Annotated in this window: 16 protein-coding genes and 1 pseudogene; 15 read left to right on the top strand and 2 right to left on the bottom strand. The window is 60.8% G+C overall.

Translation table 11 applies throughout. The annotated features are described in order from the left end of the window. Positions 1-2: 2 nt before the first annotated feature. The 10 genes from BFQ03_RS22865 (at position 3) to BFQ03_RS22820 (ending at position 11,731) form a co-directional block, all read left to right on the top strand. Positions 3-986: a hypothetical protein gene (locus BFQ03_RS22865; RefSeq protein WP_065944142.1), complete on the top strand. Its 984-nt coding sequence runs from the start codon at positions 3-5 to the stop codon at positions 984-986. After that, positions 973-4,356 (top strand): ImcF-related family protein, encoded by a 3,384-nt coding sequence (locus tag BFQ03_RS22860; protein ID WP_239695272.1) that lies wholly within the window; start codon positions 973-975, stop codon positions 4,354-4,356. Before BFQ03_RS22865 ends, BFQ03_RS22860 begins: the two co-directional genes overlap by 14 nt. Beyond that, a complete protein-coding gene (gene tssA, locus BFQ03_RS22855) occupies positions 4,353-5,939 on the top strand; it encodes a type VI secretion system protein TssA (protein WP_065944081.1) in 1,587 nt (528 codons plus the stop codon). Before BFQ03_RS22860 ends, tssA begins: the two co-directional genes overlap by 4 nt. 24 nt (positions 5,940-5,963) lie before the next feature. Further along, entirely contained in the window at positions 5,964-7,733 is a 1,770-nt protein-coding gene (gene tssF, locus BFQ03_RS22850; RefSeq protein ID WP_065944080.1) for a type VI secretion system baseplate subunit TssF, read from the top strand. Next, positions 7,697-8,794, top strand: coding sequence for a type VI secretion system baseplate subunit TssG (gene tssG, locus BFQ03_RS22845; RefSeq protein ID WP_065944079.1), 1,098 nt, complete (start codon positions 7,697-7,699; stop codon positions 8,792-8,794). The genes tssF and tssG overlap by 37 nt, the downstream gene beginning before the upstream one ends. Next, positions 8,775-9,311 carry a type VI secretion system lipoprotein TssJ gene (gene tssJ, locus BFQ03_RS22840; RefSeq protein ID WP_065944078.1) on the top strand — a complete coding sequence of 179 codons (537 nt, stop codon included), beginning with the start codon at positions 8,775-8,777 and terminating at the stop codon, positions 9,309-9,311. The genes tssG and tssJ overlap by 20 nt, the downstream gene beginning before the upstream one ends. Positions 9,312-9,314: 3 nt before the next feature. Next, entirely contained in the window at positions 9,315-9,755 is a 441-nt protein-coding gene (gene tssE / locus BFQ03_RS22835; protein ID WP_065944077.1) for a type VI secretion system baseplate subunit TssE, read from the top strand. Between the two features lie 17 nt (positions 9,756-9,772). Continuing rightward, positions 9,773-10,504 (top strand): type VI secretion system ImpA family N-terminal domain-containing protein, encoded by a 732-nt coding sequence (locus BFQ03_RS22830; RefSeq protein WP_065944076.1) that lies wholly within the window; start codon positions 9,773-9,775, stop codon positions 10,502-10,504. A 245-nt stretch (positions 10,505-10,749) separates the two neighbouring features. Next, positions 10,750-10,938, top strand: a complete 189-nt coding sequence (locus BFQ03_RS22825; protein WP_065944075.1) for a hypothetical protein — start codon at positions 10,750-10,752, stop codon at positions 10,936-10,938. A 493-nt stretch (positions 10,939-11,431) separates the two neighbouring features. Continuing rightward, positions 11,432-11,731, top strand: a complete 300-nt coding sequence (locus BFQ03_RS22820; RefSeq protein ID WP_065944074.1) for an Arm DNA-binding domain-containing protein — start codon at positions 11,432-11,434, stop codon at positions 11,729-11,731. A gap of 207 nt (positions 11,732-11,938) precedes the next feature. On the opposite strand, the gene BFQ03_RS22815 is transcribed toward BFQ03_RS22820, so the two are convergent. Together BFQ03_RS22815 and BFQ03_RS22810 are read right to left on the bottom strand one after the other, a co-directional pair. Next, positions 11,939-12,295 carry a type II toxin-antitoxin system RelE/ParE family toxin gene (locus BFQ03_RS22815; protein ID WP_065944073.1) on the bottom strand — a complete coding sequence of 119 codons (357 nt, stop codon included), beginning with the start codon at positions 12,293-12,295 and terminating at the stop codon, positions 11,939-11,941. 2 nt (positions 12,296-12,297) lie between these two features. Continuing rightward, positions 12,298-12,588 (bottom strand): type II toxin-antitoxin system ParD family antitoxin, encoded by a 291-nt coding sequence (locus BFQ03_RS22810; protein ID WP_065944072.1) that lies wholly within the window; start codon positions 12,586-12,588, stop codon positions 12,298-12,300. Between the two features lie 99 nt (positions 12,589-12,687). Here BFQ03_RS22810 and BFQ03_RS22805 point away from each other — a divergent pair. The 5 genes and pseudogenes from BFQ03_RS22805 to BFQ03_RS22785 form a co-directional block, all read left to right on the top strand. Beyond that, positions 12,688-13,478: pseudogene (locus tag BFQ03_RS22805) on the top strand (integrase); the annotation flags it as partial. A gap of 119 nt (positions 13,479-13,597) precedes the next feature. After that, positions 13,598-14,044 (top strand): antitoxin Xre/MbcA/ParS toxin-binding domain-containing protein, encoded by a 447-nt coding sequence (locus BFQ03_RS22800; protein WP_083204894.1) that lies wholly within the window; start codon positions 13,598-13,600, stop codon positions 14,042-14,044. Further along, the gene (locus BFQ03_RS22795; RefSeq protein ID WP_065944069.1) at positions 14,044-14,487 is read left to right on the top strand and encodes an RES family NAD+ phosphorylase; all 444 of its coding nucleotides are present in this window, start codon (positions 14,044-14,046) and stop codon (positions 14,485-14,487) included. Before BFQ03_RS22800 ends, BFQ03_RS22795 begins: the two co-directional genes overlap by 1 nt. A gap of 285 nt (positions 14,488-14,772) precedes the next feature. Beyond that, positions 14,773-15,549, top strand: a complete 777-nt coding sequence (locus tag BFQ03_RS22790; protein ID WP_065942851.1) for an AraC family transcriptional regulator — start codon at positions 14,773-14,775, stop codon at positions 15,547-15,549. Between the two features lie 100 nt (positions 15,550-15,649). Continuing rightward, on the top strand, positions 15,650-16,497 hold an 848-nt coding region (locus tag BFQ03_RS22785; protein ID WP_065943928.1), incomplete at its 3' end, for an aromatic amino acid exporter YddG.

The following is a 16,497-nucleotide window of genomic DNA, read 5'->3' as shown; positions in this document are numbered from 1 at the left end:
ATATGTTGCTCTGGAGTGCATTGCTGCCCCTGGGCTGGGGAGTGGTGTTGGCCGTGCGGGTGTTGATATGGCAGATCCTGCTGTTCAACCGCCAGGTGTACCTGCGCACCTCGCAAGTGGCCACGAACGCCTGGTGGCAACAGCGTCGACTTGGCCTGCCAGTGCAGAGCGTGGTGTTGCTGGGGCCAGCGGGGGATGTGCAAGCCAATTACCTGCATTTGATGAAAGACGCGCCACCGCCAGAGGTATTCGAAGTGACGGGTGCCATACGCCCTCGGTTGCGCTGCCAGGTGTCATTGAGCGTGATCTCGGAGCGAGCCCCAGCATTGGGCAGGCACTTGGGGCGGTTGGCTTTGGCGTCTGCGGAGTTGAGTGAGTGCTGGCCGCACTTGCGGGCTGTCGCCTGGGTGGGCAGCAAGGCTAGCCAAACCGCGTTTGAGGGCGTGTTGACCAAGGGCGGCATTGTGCTGCCGTCGGCGCGCTTGCCCTTGCAGAATTTGGCTGATCTGGACCACCTGATCGATGTTTTTCATCGTGACTGTTCTGGTGAAAACGACTGGTTGTTGTGTGCTGGCGTTTCGTCGGTAGCGGTCGCTGAAGAGGATGAACTGCCCGGCGAAGCGGGGTTTCTCTGGCGAGTCAGCCGAGACGGGGGACAGCTGTTGCACCGAGGCGAATACCTCGCTGATGGCGCGTCCGTCGAACTCTGCGCCCAGATGCAACGTTACGCCGGATTGGAACAACCCCCCTCCGACTGCCTGGCGCTGGATAAAGCCAGCCAGGACGTTTTCGTGGAAGGCGGCTGGTCGGCGGCGGAGCATCAGTTGGCCGGGCAGTGGGGTGTGTTGGAGGATCTGGCACCGTTTATCGGGATGTCCCTGGCATTGCTTCAAGCCGGTGCGGCGGGGCAGCCCTGTGGTTGGTTGAGTCAGGATGCAAATAAACGGTTGGCGATTGGAGTGGCGGTGCCTTATGGCAATAGTTAAGGACATGGGGAAAGGTTCGTTGGCGCGCGTGGGGTTCGGCTATTTGCTGCTCATTACCCTGCTGGTGCTATTGGGCTGCCTGGTATATGGCTTGGGCGGCGACGCATTGGGCTGGCCGCAGTTGCCGCTCAAGCAACTGGCGTTGTGGGGGCTGGGTGTGTGGTTCGCGCTCTGCTGGTTATGCCCGGTGGTGCTGCTCGCCTGGGATCGCCTGGCTGTTCGTCAGGCTGAACGGGTGGTGGGGGTGGCTCCGTCAATTCCGGGCTCAACGTTGAGCCCGCCACCGACCGATGACGGTGCTGATCGGGTTAAGGCCTTACGTAATCACCTACGCGAGCAACACGGTTTCTTCTGGCGCCAAAAAGTCCGCCTCCTCCTCATCATCGGCAACCCCGACACCGTCGAAGCCATCGCCCCCAACCTCACCACCCAACACTGGCTGGAAGGCCAAGGCACAGTCCTGCTGTGGGGCGGCAACGCCCACGAATCCCTGGAGCAAAGCTTCACCGCGCACTGGTCCGGCCTGAGCCGCTGGCGCTCCCTGGACGGCGTGGTCTGGTCCTTGGACAACACCCAGGCCGCCGACGATGCCGCGATGGCCACTGGCGTGCGCCAGTTGAAACGCTTGGCGCATCACGTAGGTTGGCAGTTGCCCTTGTACCTCTGGCAAGTGTGCGCCAGCACCTGGGAGCAAACCGGCCGTGCGGTGCAACCGGTGGGCTGTGTATTGCCCGAGCGTTTCAGTGCGCAGGAACTGCAGGAGCAGTTGACCGAGTTGCTCACGCCGTTGCGCCGCGCCGGGCTGGGGCAGATGAATGAGACGTTGGCCCACGATTTTCTGCTGCGGTTGTCGCGTGATTTGCAGGCCAAGGGGATCACCCGTTGGCGGCAGGTGCTGGAGCCGCTGACGCCCGAGTTTTCCCGGGGCGTGCCGTTGCGTGGGTTATGGTTCAGCCTGCCGGTGGCGCCGCTAAAGTCTGCTTCAAAAACCCACGACTGGTCCGCGCCTACCCCGTGGCAGGGTGTGCTTGACGATAACCGCAATAGCCGCCGTCTAGGCTGGGGCGTGGTGCGCGTCGGCTATGCGTTGGTGCTGGGGTTGGCGTTGATGTGGGGCGCGGGGTTGTTGCTGTCGTTCGTGACCAACCGCGTGCAGATTGGCGAGGTCGAGCGTTCGGTAGCGGCCTTGCAGCAGCCCGGCAGCGGCGACGTGCAGTTGACCGCGCTCAACGATCTGACCCGTGAACTGGCGCGCCTGGATTACCGCGCTAAAAACGGCGTGCCGTGGTATCAGCGCTTCGGCCTGGAGCAGAATCAGAACCTGCTGGCGGCAGTGTGGCCGCATTACGTCGAGGCCAACAACCGCCTGATGCGTGACCCGGTGGTGGTCAACCTGCAAGGCCGGCTCAAGGCATTTATCGCCTTGCCGCCCGGTAGCGAACAGCGTGCGGGGGCTGCTGCAGGGGCTTATGAGAACTTGAAGGCGTACCTGATGCTGGCCCGGCCACAGAAGGCCGACACCACCTTTTTACGCCAGGCGCTGGTAAACGCCGAACCGGCGCGCAGCGGCGTGTCGACGGGGCTTTGGCAAGGCCTGTCGCCAGTCTTGTGGGGCTTCTATGGCGAGCAGTTGGCGGCGCACCCGGACTGGGCGATCAAGGCCGACCCGGCGCTGGTGGCCCAGGCCCGTCAGGTGTTGCTCAGCCAGTTGGGCCAGCGCAATGCGCAGGCCGCGTTGTACCGCAAAGTGCTCGACATTGCGGCCAATCAATACCCGGCGCTGAGCCTGCACGGCATGGTTGGCGAAACCGATGCCTCGGCGCTGTTCACCACCACGGCCAGCGTAGCGGGGGTGTTTACCCGGCAGGCGTGGGAAGGCCGAGTGCGCCAGGCCATCGATGAGATCGCCGAAGCACGCCGCGAGGAAATCGACTGGGTGCTCAGCGACAGTCAGACTGACATCGCCAGCGAGCTGACCCCGCAGATGCTCAAGGAGCAACTCACCGAACGCTACTTCCAGGACTACGCCAGTGCCTGGCTGGACTTTCTCAACAGCCTGCGCTGGCGCAAGGCCGAGGGCATGGGCGATGTGATCGACCAACTGACCCTGATGACCGACGTGCGCCAGTCGCCATTGATCGCGCTGATGAACACCCTGGCCTACCAGGGCCAGGCCGGCACGCGCACGCAGGCCTTGGCCGACTCGCTGATGAAGTCGGCCAAAGACCTGCTCGACCAGGACAAGGTGCCGCTGATCGACCAACAGAGCCAGGTGCCCCGCAGTCCATTGGACGGCACCTTCGGGCCGCTGCTGACCCTGCTTGGCAAGGACGCCGAAGGCCAGGCCGACAGCGAGCGCCTGAGCCTGCAAGCCTTCCTCACCCGCGTGACGCGGGTGCGCCTGAAGCTGCAACAAGTGAGCAGCGCCTCCGACCCTCGGGAAATGACCCAGGCCCTGGCGCAAACCGTGTTCCAGGGCAAGAGTGTCGACCTTACCGACACCCAGTCCTATGGCAGCCTAATCGCCGCCAGCCTGGGCGCGGAGTGGGGCGTGGTCGGCCAGACGCTGTTTGTGCAGCCGCTGGCGCAAGCCTGGCAACGGGTGCTGCAACCCTCGGCGGCAGGGCTCAACAACCAGTGGCGGCGGGCAATCGTCACCGACTGGCAGGGCGCGTTCGCCGGGCGTTATCCGTTTGCCAACACCACCAGCGACGCCTCGCTGCCAATGCTGGGGCAGATGATCCGCGCCGACTCCGGACGCATCGAGCAGTTTTTGCAGAACCAATTGGGCGGCGTGCTGCGCAAGGAAGGCAGCCGCTGGGTGGCCGACCCGCGCCACAGTCAGGGGCTGCGCTTCAACCCGCAATTCCTGGCGGCGATCAACCAGCTCAGCCAATTGGCTGATGTGATGTACACCGACGGCGGCATGGGCATGAGCTTTGAATTACAGGGCCGACCGTCGCGCAATGTGGTGCAGACCAACTTCATCCTCAATGGCGAAGAGCACCAGTACTTCAACCAGCGCCAGGCATGGCAACGCTTCAACTGGCCGGGCTTCAGCGACGATCCGGGGGCGAGTTTGAGCTGGACCAGCGTGCAGAGTGGCGAGCGTCTGTTCGGTGATTTCGAGGGCACCTGGGGCCTGATCCGCCTGCTGGAAAAAGCCACGCTCACGCCGCTGGACGACGGCGACAGCCGCTTTCGCATGGTACTCAAGGCCCCGGATGGCCTGGACCTGACCTGGAACCTGCGCACCGAAATGAGCACCGGGCCGCTGGCCTTGTTGGCGCTGCGCAACTTCACCTTGCCGCAGCAGATTTTTCTGGCTGAGAGCACGGCGACTACTGCAACACAGGGGAACCTTGAATGAGCCTGCACACCCTGGTCACCCAATGCCTGGGCAAACGTGACGCCGTTGCCCTGGCCCGTCAGCAGGCCGGGCCCTGGCAGGCGTGGCTGCAGCCGATCAGCAGCGACGCGCCCGCCGGCAACGACCCCGGTTACGACGACGACTTCCAGCGTATGCGCGAAGAGGTCAACAAGCTCTCCGGCGCCGATGCCGAGCAGGTGGTGCAGTGGGCGCAGAAGCTGCTGGAGCACACTTGCAAGGATTTGCGCGTGGCCACCTATTACCTGTGGGCGCGCCTGCAAAAAGACGGTGAGGCCGGGTTGGCGGATGGCCTGACTTTGTTGGCTGCACTGGTGGAGCGCTATGCCGCCGAGGTGCTGCCGACGCGGCCCAACACCCGCAAGATGGCCTTGGAGTGGCTGGCCAGCGGCAAGGTGTTGGACAGCCTGTCGCTGTACCCGGAGGTGGTGCGCAGCGAGGCCGAGCGCACGGTGGCGGCGCTGGCCTGGCTGGAGCATGGACTGCAAGCTTGGCCGGCGGATCAGCGACCGGCGTTGGGGGCGCTGTATGACGCGTTGTCGGCAAGGTTGGCGCAGTCCGGTGGGGTGGATGCGCTGGTGCCGCAGCACAGCGCCAGTCATGAAACCAACCTGCATACGGCGGCGCCCGGCGTTACGACGATCAAGTCCGGGCGCGACCTGCTGGACAACGGTCGTGCGCTGGCCGGTTATTTGCGCGAGCAACCCCTGGGGTGGCTGGCGGCGCACCGGCTGATGAAAAGCCTGCGCTGGGACACCGTGCACCAGGCGCCGCCGGAGGAGGCCAGCGGCACCACGCGCCTGGCACCGCCGCGTGGCGATTATCGCGCGCAGCTCAAGCGCCTGTACCTGCAACAGGGCTGGTCGGAACTGCTCGACCAGATCGAACGTATGTACGCCGAGGGAGTGAACCATTTCTGGCTGGATTTGCAGTGGTACCTGTACCAGGCGCTGAGCAAGCAACCGGCGCCGCAGGACAGTTGGGCGGATATCGTCAAGCGTGACCTAGGCATGTTCCTCGAGCGTTTGCCGGGCCTGGAACTGTTGCACTGGAGCGACGGTACTCCCTTCGCCGATGAGACCACCCGTGACTGGATCACCCAGCACGTCAGCGGCAATCGCCCACAACAATGGCTACCCGCGCCACGAGCGGTGCTGACCTCGGCCGACGCCGACATCCTCTCGCTGGAAAGCGAAGCGGTGGCCCAGGCTGACAGTGATGGCGTCGAGGCGGCGCTGGCCTGGCTGGCGGCGCGCCCAGGTGCGCAGACCGGGCGCCAACGCTGGCTGTTGCGGCTGTTGATGGCGCGGGTTGCCGAGCAATACGGCAAGAGCGAGCTGGCGATGCACCTGCTTGGCGAGCTGGATGCCACGGCGCAGCAGCATGGCCTGGCGACCTGGGAGCCGGAACTGAATTTCGAGGTCAAGGCGCGTCTGCTCAAGCTGCTGCGCTTGAAAACCCAACGCAACGATGCCGACAAACCCGGCCTGGCCCGACGCACCGAAGCGTTGCTGGCGGCGCTGGTGACGATCGACCCGGTACGCGCCGCCGTGCTGTGCGGCTAACCCTTATTGAGCGGGAGTGTTTGTGTGAGCATGGATAATTTGACGCTGCGTTACTTTGACGCCGAGATGCGCTACCTGCGCGAAGCCGGCAAGGAGTTCGCGCAGGCGTTCCCCGACCGGGCGGCGCAACTCAACCTGGATAAACCCGGTGCCCAGGACCCTTACGTAGAGCGCCTGTTCGAGGGCTTCGCGTTCCTGATGGGGCGCCTGCGCGAAAAGCTCGACGATGACTTGCCGGAGCTGACCGAGGGGCTGGTCAGCCTGCTGTGGCCGCATTACTTGCGCACTATTCCGTCGCTGTCGATCATCGAGCTGGCGCCGGACCTCAAGCAAATGAAGCACAGCGAACCGATCGCGAAGGGCTTCGAGGTGTTGTCCCAACCCATCGGTGCGCAAGGTACACGCTGCTGCTACACCACCACCCAGGCGCTGACCCTGCAACCTTTGGCGCTGGAGCAGGTGCGCCTGGCCTACGAGCCGGACGGCCGTTCGGTGTTGCGCCTGCGCTTTGCCTGCGGCGCCTTGACCGACTGGGGCGAGATCGACCTGAGCCGCCTGCCGCTGTACCTCAATGCCGACGCGCCACTGGCCAGCGCCTTGCATCAGGCGCTGACCTTGAACACCCAGGCGGTGTATGCGCGCCTGCCAGGGCAAACCGAGCGCCAGGCGCTGCAGGCGCATTTCGCACCCAAGGGCTTTGCCGATGAAGACCGCCTGTGGCCCAAGGGCGACAGCGCCTTCAGCGGATATCAGTTGCTGCTGGAATATTTCACCTTCCGCGAGAAGTTCATGTTCGTGACCCTGTGCGGGCTGGAGCGCCTGGCGTTGGCTGCCGGCACGCCCTGGTTCGAACTGGACGTGGTACTGCGCGAGGCGTGGCCCCACGAATTCAGCCTCAACCACGAGCACATTCGCCTGCATGCGGTGCCGGTGATCAACCTGTTCCCGCTGGAGGCCGACCCCTTGACCCTGGCGCCGTTGCAGACTGACTACCTGCTGCGGCCGATGCGCTTGCAGGACGGCCATACAGAGATCTATTCGGTCGACCGGGTCACCTCGTCGAAAAACGCCGAACGCCATGACTACGTGCCGTTCACCAGCTTCCGCCACAAGGGCGGGATGCTGCGCGACGACGCGCCGGAACGCTACTTCCACACCCGCTTGAAGCGCTCGGCCAAGGGCCTGCACGACACCTGGCTGATCCTGGGGGGCGAGGGCTTCGACGCGGACCGTTTGAACACCACCGAAAGCCTGTCCCTGCGTCTGACTGGCACCAACGGCCTGTTGCCGCGCAAAGCATTGCAAAGCACCTTGCTCGACACCGCCGTGCAATCGACCCAGGCCGGTCTGCGGGTGCGCAACCTGTGTGCGCCGAGCCTGCCGCAGTACCCGCCCAACCGGGATCGTTTCCATTGGCGGGTACTCAGCCACCTGGGCTCCAACTTCCTGCCGATGCTCGACAGTGCCGAGGTGCTGCGTGGCACGCTGGCGCTGTACGACTGGACCGGCAGCGAGTTGAACCGTCGTAGCCTGGAGGCGATTGTCGATGTGCGCCACCATCTGGTTCAGCGCTTCGAAAAGGGCTTTTTACTGCGCGGCGTAGACATCGAAGTCACCCTGGATGCCAACGGGTTTTCGGGGGAGGGCGATATCAGCCTGTTCGGTGAGATGCTCCACCGCTTCTTTGGCCTGTATGCCGACATTCATTTATTCAACCAGCTCACGCTGATCCTGCAACCTACTGGAAAGTGCCTGCGATGGAACGAGAACCACAGTCAGCGTATTCCCGGCTGAAAGCCTCCGGTCTGCTGGACGCACTGGGCGGGCGGGTCGCGGAGGCCAACCTGTACCGGTTCTGCCAGTTGCTGGAACAGGCGTTGCCCGGTCACCCCTTGTTGGGCAGCACCGCCCACCCGGCGGATGACCCGGTGCGCTTTCGCCCCGACCCCGGCATGGGCTTTCCCGCCGGAGAGCTGCGGGCCATCGAAACCGATGAGTACCATCCCGAGCGCCCGGCCACGGTGCGCACGCGCCTGCTGGGGCTGTACGGCGTTGATTCGCCGATGCCCACCAGCTTCCTGGATGACATCGCCCAACGCCGCGAAGGCCATGAAGCCCTGGAGGCGTTTCTGGATATCTTCAATCACCGGATCTTTACCCAGTTCTACCGGATCTGGCGCAAGTACTCCTACCCAGCAGCCTTCGAAAGCGGTGGCCGCGACGCCACTTCGCAATGCCTGCTGGGGTTGGTAGGCCTGGGCATTCCCGGGACGGCGCAACAGGTGGCTACACCGATCTCGCGCTTTTTGGCGCTGCTGGGCGTGATGCGCCTGCCCACGCGCAACGCTGAAGGCATCACCGCGCTGGTCAAGCTGTTGGCGCCCAATACCCAACCCAAGGTGACACCGCACTGGCCGCGCAAGATCCCCTTGGCGCAGCCGGCGAGTCTGTCCTCCAGCCGCCCGGTGGGCTTGTCCCAGGGCACGCCGCTGGGTAGCGCTGGCTTTGATGCCAACAGCCAGTTGCACCTGGCGCTGTACACCGAAGACCTGGACGAAGCCCACGGTTGGCTGCCGGGAGGCCAGTTGTACACCGACCTGTTGGTGTTATTGCGGGTGTACCTGGGCTGGCGCTGCACCGCGAAGTTGCAGTTGTCGCTGCCGGTGCGCAGCTTGCCCAAACCCGTGCTGGGCGGCCCACCGGTGCTGCTGGGCATGACCGGCGTGCTGGGCCTGGGCGGCACGGCTTGGCAGGTCGGCGCCGACGACACCATCACCATCAATCTGGGCCGCTATCAGGGCCTGCAAGGTAACCCCCAGTTCAGAGAGGCACAGCATGTCGCGTACCGTTTTTAATGCAGTAACAGTGGCGGTGCTCGGGGCACTGCTGGGCGGCTGTGGGCTGACTCAGAAGGTGACGGACGCCACCGTGTCCACGACCCAGTCGATCTTTTACAAGCAAGTGACGACCCTGCATCTGGACTTCACTGGCCGGGCGGCGATGAACACCGACGTGACCGACATGAGCGGCCTGTCGGTGCCCACGCTCGTGCGTGTGTATCAGTTGCGTGACGACACGCTGATCAACAAGGCGACTTATGAACGCGTGCTGAGCGATGCGGACAACCTGTTGAGTGCCGATCTGCTGGACCAGCGAGCCCAGGTAGTGAAGCCCGGAGAGGGCGCGCAACTGAACATGCCCATGCATAAGGACGCGAAGTTTGTCACGGTGGTGGCGTTATTTCGCAACCCGGATACCGTCAAAAACACCTGGCGCCTCACCCTGTCCCGCGAAGACTTGGACCCGGACCAGGCGCGGGTGATCGAGTTGGGTAACAACCGATTGACGCTGCAAACGCCGGTGGAGAAATAGCGCATGGGAGAGCTGAACCCCTCGCTCTACGAAATACTCCTGCAGAGCTTCGACGGTGAACTGGACCTGCATCGCGTGCGCGAAGAAGACCAGCAAACCCTGTCGGTGCTGGACAACCTGCAACGCATCCTCAACAGCCGCGCGGGCTCGTTGAGCCACCTGCCGGATTACGGTTTGCCGGACATGGGCCAGATCCTGCAAGGCTTGCCCGCTTCGGCGCACGGGCTGATGAACACCCTGGTGCACACGCTGCTCAAGTACGAGCCTCGTTTGGCGGCGGTGCAGATCGAGCTGCTGCCCCAAGCCGTGCCGGGCCATCTGGAATACGCTCTCGACGTGCAGCTCAAAGCGGGCGAGCAGGTAACTTTTGCTGCCACCCTGGCGCCCGAGGGCAAGGTGTTGGTACGCCATCTGAGGCGGCAGAACTATCTGTCGAACCCATGAACCCTGAAGGAAGCGCAATGACGGAGTTATTGGAAAGACCGCTGCGAGTGGGCGGCGACCCGAGTGGCTTGCGTGAGTTTGCCTTGCTGCGTAATGAGCTGGCCAAATTGACGCATCCGGCCTGTCCGGATGTGGACTGGGCCCAGGTGGAGGAATTAAGCCTGGCCCTGTTCGAAAAAAATGGCGCCGACCTGCAAACCACCGCCTGTTTTGCCCTGGCTTGCAGTCACCTGCGGGGGCTAGAAGGCATGGCCCAAGGCGTAGAGATGATCGATGCCGTGTGCCGCGCAGGCGCAAGTGTGTGGCCTCCCAAGGTGTTGGCACGCCTGGATATATTGGGTTGGTTGTTCGGCCAATGGCAGCGGGTACTGCGCAGCCTGGAAGTCCCACGTTCGGCATTAGCCGCTCTGGCCAATATGGACAAAAAGCTGGAGGGGCTGGCAAGGCTGTTGGTTAGCCAGAGGCATGAGCCTCCGGTCATGCTGCAAGCGTTACGTCAGCAGCTCGGTGGATTGATGCAGCGCTTGGCGCGTCGTACCGAAGCGGATGGACGACCGCCAGTCACCAGCCCAACGCCGGCGTTGCCGCCCTCAGTGCCCGTGGTGATTGTGCCAATTGAACCGCCGCCTGAGGAGATTCCTGAATGTCTACCTGCGGTTTCGCTTGTGCGTAAGCGCACCCTGTTCTGGTGGCTGCTCGGGGTGGGTGCGGTCATTGCCCTGACGTGTGGAGTCGTGTGGTGGATATAGCCGGTATCCACCTTTCTTCTTTTCGTGTTTGAACCCCGTAATGAACAAGTACACCATCAAGTATTCATGCATCGACGTAATCGGATAAATTAAAAAATCAATGAATAAACCATCCAGTGAATGTCTCGTTTTTCGTTTCAGTAAGCTCCACTCGAAAACACTACCATCCACGTTTTCTTAGTACATTTTTTAGTACTGCAGTGCATCTGGTGCCACACAGGGATCTGTCGGCAGAGCAGGCCCGTATGGTCCGTGAGGAATACATGGAGGGTACTGCAGCAACGGTTTTTAACATCCGCGCCCCTATCGCCAAGTATTTAATCCAATCCTTCCGAGCGGCCATCGATCCTGAGCGGGAGAGGGCTCCAGAACATCTGCTCATGGTCTACCGGCCCGAAGAGTTGCCTGCGGTGGCCGATATTCGTCGGTTGTGAGTTGACTGGTGAGCGGGGGAGGTTGGGACGTCTTTTCGGGGGGAGGCATACCCTATGATCCTGTGAAAATGACACTGCCAGCTTGATGATCATTCGTCCATTGGCTATGGGTAGAGTCCAATAGCCTTGCTTAGAGTTACTCCTTTTTCGCTCTTGAAACACCCCGAAAACAAGTCCAGAATTGAGTCTTTTCCTGCTTCGGAAAGAAAAGAAACCCCTTAGATTTCAATGGGTCGGACGCCAGATGCGAGTCTCGTTTCCCGCTCCAATTATTGTTCTACAGGCTTCTATTGAAGTTTGCAGAAACTGAAAAAAGAGGCTTCGGCCTCTTTTTTCGTTCCAGTAAGTTCCACTCGAAAGCACTACCAGCTACGTTTTTTTAGTACATTTTTTAGTACATTAATCCGGTGTTTGGTGGATCATTTTTTCGTGGGACTCGCCTCTCTGAAAACCGTACAAATCTCCTCTATTCAAACGAGACGGAGAATGTACGATGGCTCTCACCAATATGGCAGTCCGGCACGCCAAGCCACTTGCCAAGGACTACGCCCTCCCTGACTACAACGGCCTCGCCCTTTTCGTGAATACGAAAGGCATCAAGTGCTGGCACTTCCGTTTTTCCAGGGCGGGTAAGCAACCCCTTATTTCTCTCGGTGCCTATCCTGAACTTAGCTTACGAGATGCTCGTGCTTTGCGTGATGTTGCGCGGGTACTGATGGCTAGGGGCATTGATCCGCGTGTCCATCGGCAGCTGGAACGTAATGCCAGGCGCCTAGCTACGGAAAACGCCTAAGAAACGGTTGTTCAGCATTGAAAGTGGTACGCAAAGTTGAACGTCGTGTTTCTGGTCATGGGTCTCGAAAGTCCGGTCGGACCCAGAACCTCCCGCTTCAATTGGTCGCCGAGTTGGCTGACAGCCAGGGCACTCAGTTTGAGATGTCGAGGGGGCGCCTTACCTTCGCTGTTCATGGCCGGTTAAGTCTTTAGGCCAGGTCGGTGATCAGTCGTTGGGTAGGTGCAGTTGCACTTCCATGGCGTCATGAAGAAGTCGGACGACCTCGATCACGTCGTCGTTTGCCACACGATAGAACATGATATGCCGTGGGCTTTTGACCGTTCCATGGGTTTGTTTGGTCTGCTGGCGTGAATAGATGAGGTGATAGCTGCGAAGGCCCGGTGCAAGCTCATCGCGGTCGTGGCTGCCAATGCGATAAGGCGTGTCGGCAATCGCTTGCAGCGCCGCGAGGATCAGTGCCTGGTAGCGCTGGCGTGCTGGATCGCCGAACTGCGTCTGGGAGAGCCTGAGGATGTCGACAATGTCGGCGCGCGCCGCGTTGGAAATCCGATACTGCGGCATGCTCAGTGTTTCTCGCTCGCGGGGATGGTTGCCTCAAGGCTCAAGCCCTCGAGGTAGTGCTCCAGATCCCCTTTGTTCAACTGAGCAAAGCGCCCGTGCTCAAGGTCCATGAGGCCGATCGAGGTCGCCTGGCGTAGGGCCTCAATTTTGGCGGTGTCTTCGGCGACGCGTTGCTCCAATAGCCGCAAACCTTCTCGCATCACTTCGCTGGCATTTTGATAGCGGCCGGACTGCACCAGGTCATGGATGACCTGCTCCTGGTGAGGGGTGAGCACAACGTTTCGTGTCGCCATCTTTAGCTCCAGCTCTGGGCAAACAGGTTCTTTCGATCATTGGCATATTATGCCATTTTACCCGCGAACACATAGTTTGTGATTTGTATCTGACGAACTGACCAGGTCGTACCCGCACAAAAGTTTTTGCTCTCACATCGCAGCAACTTAAAGCTGCGAATCAGCGAGAACACGCTGAACAATGCATTGCATCGGATGGGCTATGCCGACCTGCTCACCGAGCATGGCATGCGCGCGACGATCTCCACCGCGCTGCACGAGATTGGTTATCCCAAAAACTGGATTGATGCGCAGCTCTCCCATGCAGATCCGGATCCAGTCAGTGCACCTACAACCACGCCAGATACATCGAACAGCGCCGCACCATGATGCAAGATTGGGCGAATCGGCTGGACCTGTGGGCGCAGGGTAAACATGAGGCCGCGAGTTCGCCGTTGACGATTCGGTTGGAGGGGACAGCTTCGCTGCCGGAGGCGGTAGGTGCGGCTAGCACTTCGTTGGTCTATGACGTGGCGGCTGCGTCGAAAAGGGTGTTGGCACCCTCTAATGCTGAGGCTGTTGCTGCCTGCCTGAGCACGTCGGAGGAGGGGGCGGTAAAGGAGGCGGAACCGGCGATTTCGGATATTCAGCGTGAGCGTCAGGCAATGCTGGCGGCGTATGAGGCTCCGACTAATTTGACGGTGCCAGAGTTTGCGCGGTTGGCGGGTAAGTCGCGGGAACAGGTGAGTCGGGAAATCAAGGCGGGGCAGTTGTTGGCGATAGGGTTGGGGAATCGTGGGTTGAGGGTGCCGGATTGGCAGCTGGATTCTGTGCGCCTGGTACAAGCGCAGACGATCTTGGCCACAGCCAAAGGCCCTTGGGAAGCCTTCTGGGCCCTCTCCACGTCGTAACCAAGCACTTGATCGGGTAGCCTCAGACCGCTCGTCTTGCTGGAAGCGCTACCCGGGTTCCGCCACTTGTACGTTATCCGTCATTTGGCGTATAAATTCGATCAAATGGAGGGAATTCTATGAGTGCTGCACTTCAACCTAAAACCCCAGTGGACACAGTCTTCGGGCGAATGGCGCGTCTGCTGGATATCAAGCTCGCTTCAGAGTCAGATGCCGTGCGTATTGTGGTCAATGGTATTTCCACCCACAGCTACAAACGCGTCGCCAGCAAGTTAAAGTTATCGTCCTCACTGGTCGCGCCAGAAAGCACCATCCGACGCCGGCTGAGCAACAATGCCCGCTTCAGCGAAGCCGAGTCCGAGCGAGTGGTTCGCTTGACGCGGGTGTACGCCGAGGCGGTCGAACTGTTTGGTGGCGACGAAGGCGCAGCATTGCTGTGGCTGAATACTCCGGCCGATTACCTGCCCGGCCAACCCGCAATTTCGCCCATGCAGTTGTCGGTAATGGACTCAGGCGCACGCTTGATCGAGTCTCACATACGTCGTACCGCCCACGGCATCTTCTGATGCAGTTGTGGCGTATTTCAGCCTTTCCTGGTTTGAGCGGGCTGGGTGGTCATCACACTGATGGTCGCTGGCACACCTTGCCACGCTCCGTGATCTACGCGGCTGAACATCCTGCATTGGCGATGGTGGAAGTGCTGGCGCACATGCGCCTGAGCCTGGCAAACATTCCTTCGACGTTGCAGTTGACCCGCATCGACGTTGCTCCGGGAGCGTCGATGGGGGCTTCACCAGCGTTACCAGTTGGATGGCAGGCTAATGAGCCGACTTCGCAGGTGGTGGGTAATCGTTGGCTGGATGGCGGAGGGGAATTGCTGTTGCCAGTGCCGTCTGCGTTGATTCCGCATGCGACTAATTATTTAGTTAACGCGGCGCATCCGCAGGTTCAGACGCATTTACTCGAGACGATTGAGCCGTTCTGGTTTGATAAGCGTTATTTGCGCTAAAGAAGAGTAGGGCGGTGCTGAGATGCCCGTGGCTCGTCCTTCTGGAAGGCTGCTTTCGGCCCAGAGTGTGTAAAAACGTCAGATTGGGTTTTCTGATCTGTACGACTACGTCAAGCACGTGCTTATGCCTGTCGAAGATCGTGTCTCAGGAAGAGATGTAATTCTTGTGTTCACACGTGATCAAGTTAACCGCAGTTACCCGAACGTAATTGCTACCGTTAGCAGACTGGTTCCTGGAATTACCGTTGACGTAAGATAAGCGCCTCGGATTATGGAGAGTGATGGATGAACGCTACGCCCCCCCAACCATTCTCTCTGGCTCTGCGCTCCTATTCTGGTCAGGTCGAGCTTCACGAACACGACTTTCATCAAATAGTCCTGCCCCAGTCCGGTTGTATGGAGATTGAGGTCGATGGACGTGGCGGCAAGGTCGATGCGAGCCAGGGCGTGGTGATCGCCTCCGGGGTCCGGCATACATTCCTGGCCAATACCCATAACAGTTTCCTGGTGCTGGACGTATTGACTCAGCGTGCCGATGGACACAAAAGCACCGTACAGTTACTTGACTCTCTCGATGACAAACGCTTTTTTGCGGTCAGGCCCGATATCCGTCATTTGCTCGATTACGCAAGCAGTAATGGACCACGGTTGATCAGTTCGCCCACGATGGCTGAGTCATGGAGCCGGTTGCTGCTGGGTTCTTTATTGCAGCCAGAGGTTGCACCGAACGATCCCGGGCAGTTTATCCTCGCCAGGGCATTGGCCTACATCGAACAGCACCTGAGTACGCCCATGACAGTGCATGACATTGCCCGTAACGCTGGCACCAGCGAGCGGCGCTTGTATGCCCTGTTCGGGCGGCACCTGAAAATCACCCCGTTTACCCATATAGCGACCTTGCGCCTCAATCTGGCCATCGACCTGTTGCACCAGACCGCTCTGTCGATCACTGATATTGCGCATCGCGCCGGTTACGCCGACCAGAGTGCACTGAGCCATGCCCTGAAGAGAGCCCGCAACCTGACCCCTGCCTCGGTGCGCAAGCAAGCGCGCGACCACTAAAAGCAGCAGACTTGAACAATTTTTTAGCGGGCTCGATCAATACGTCCTCGTACAACCTATCTATTGTCCCCGTATCAGGATTATCCGCAGACGGGCTTGTATGAACACGACTAACGCATCCATCACCATCACCAAAGGCGCCGTAGGTGCCACTCTGATTGGCGTGATTGCGGTGTTCCTGTGGGCGTGCCTGGCGCTACTGACCACCTTGACCGCCGGAATCCCGGCCTTTCAGTTGCTGGCATCGAGTTTCGCCGTCGCGTTCGTGGCCAGTCTCTGCACGCTCGGCTTGCGTGGCGCTGGGGGGTTCAGCAGTTGGCGACAGCCCTGGTATGTATGGGCAACGGGGTTCGCCGGCATCTTTATCTACCACTCGTTGTATTTCTTTGCCCTGAAGACCGCACCGGCGGCTGAGGCCAGCCTGATTGCCTACCTGTGGCCGCTATTGATCGTCCTGCTCTCAGGGTTCTCTACTGGCGAGTCGCTGCGCAAGCGCCAACTGTTGGGAGCCTTGCTCGGCCTGGCGGGGACAGCCTTCATCATGCAACAGCGTGCACAGGGTGAAAGCGTCGGCATGCCGCTTATCGGTTACGCCGCAGCCTTTGCCTGCGCGTGGGTCTGGTCGATCTATTCGGTGGTCAACCGGCGTTTCAGTAATGTCCCAAGCAGTATCATCGGTGGCATTTGCGGCCTGATCGCAGTGGCTGGGCTGCTCTGCCACCTGGCTTTTGAAACCACGGTGCGGCCGGACGCCGGCCAATGGGCAGCAATCATCGCCCTGGGGCTGGGCCCAGTGGGTCTGGCCTTCTTCGCCTGGGATCACGCGACCAAACACGGAAACCTAGCGATGCTTGGCGCCTTGTCTTACCTGGCGCCGCTGTTCTCCACCCTGCTGCTTATTGCCGTGGGGCAAAGCGATGCCAAGCCGATCCTGATAATTCCCGCAGT

It is taken from the genome of Pseudomonas sp. 25 R 14 (assembly GCF_900004755.1).
Lineage (GTDB): Bacteria > Pseudomonadota > Gammaproteobacteria > Pseudomonadales > Pseudomonadaceae > Aquipseudomonas > Aquipseudomonas brenneri.
The sequence above is the reverse complement of the archived record's forward strand: the minus strand, read 5'-3'. Positions and strand labels throughout refer to the sequence as shown.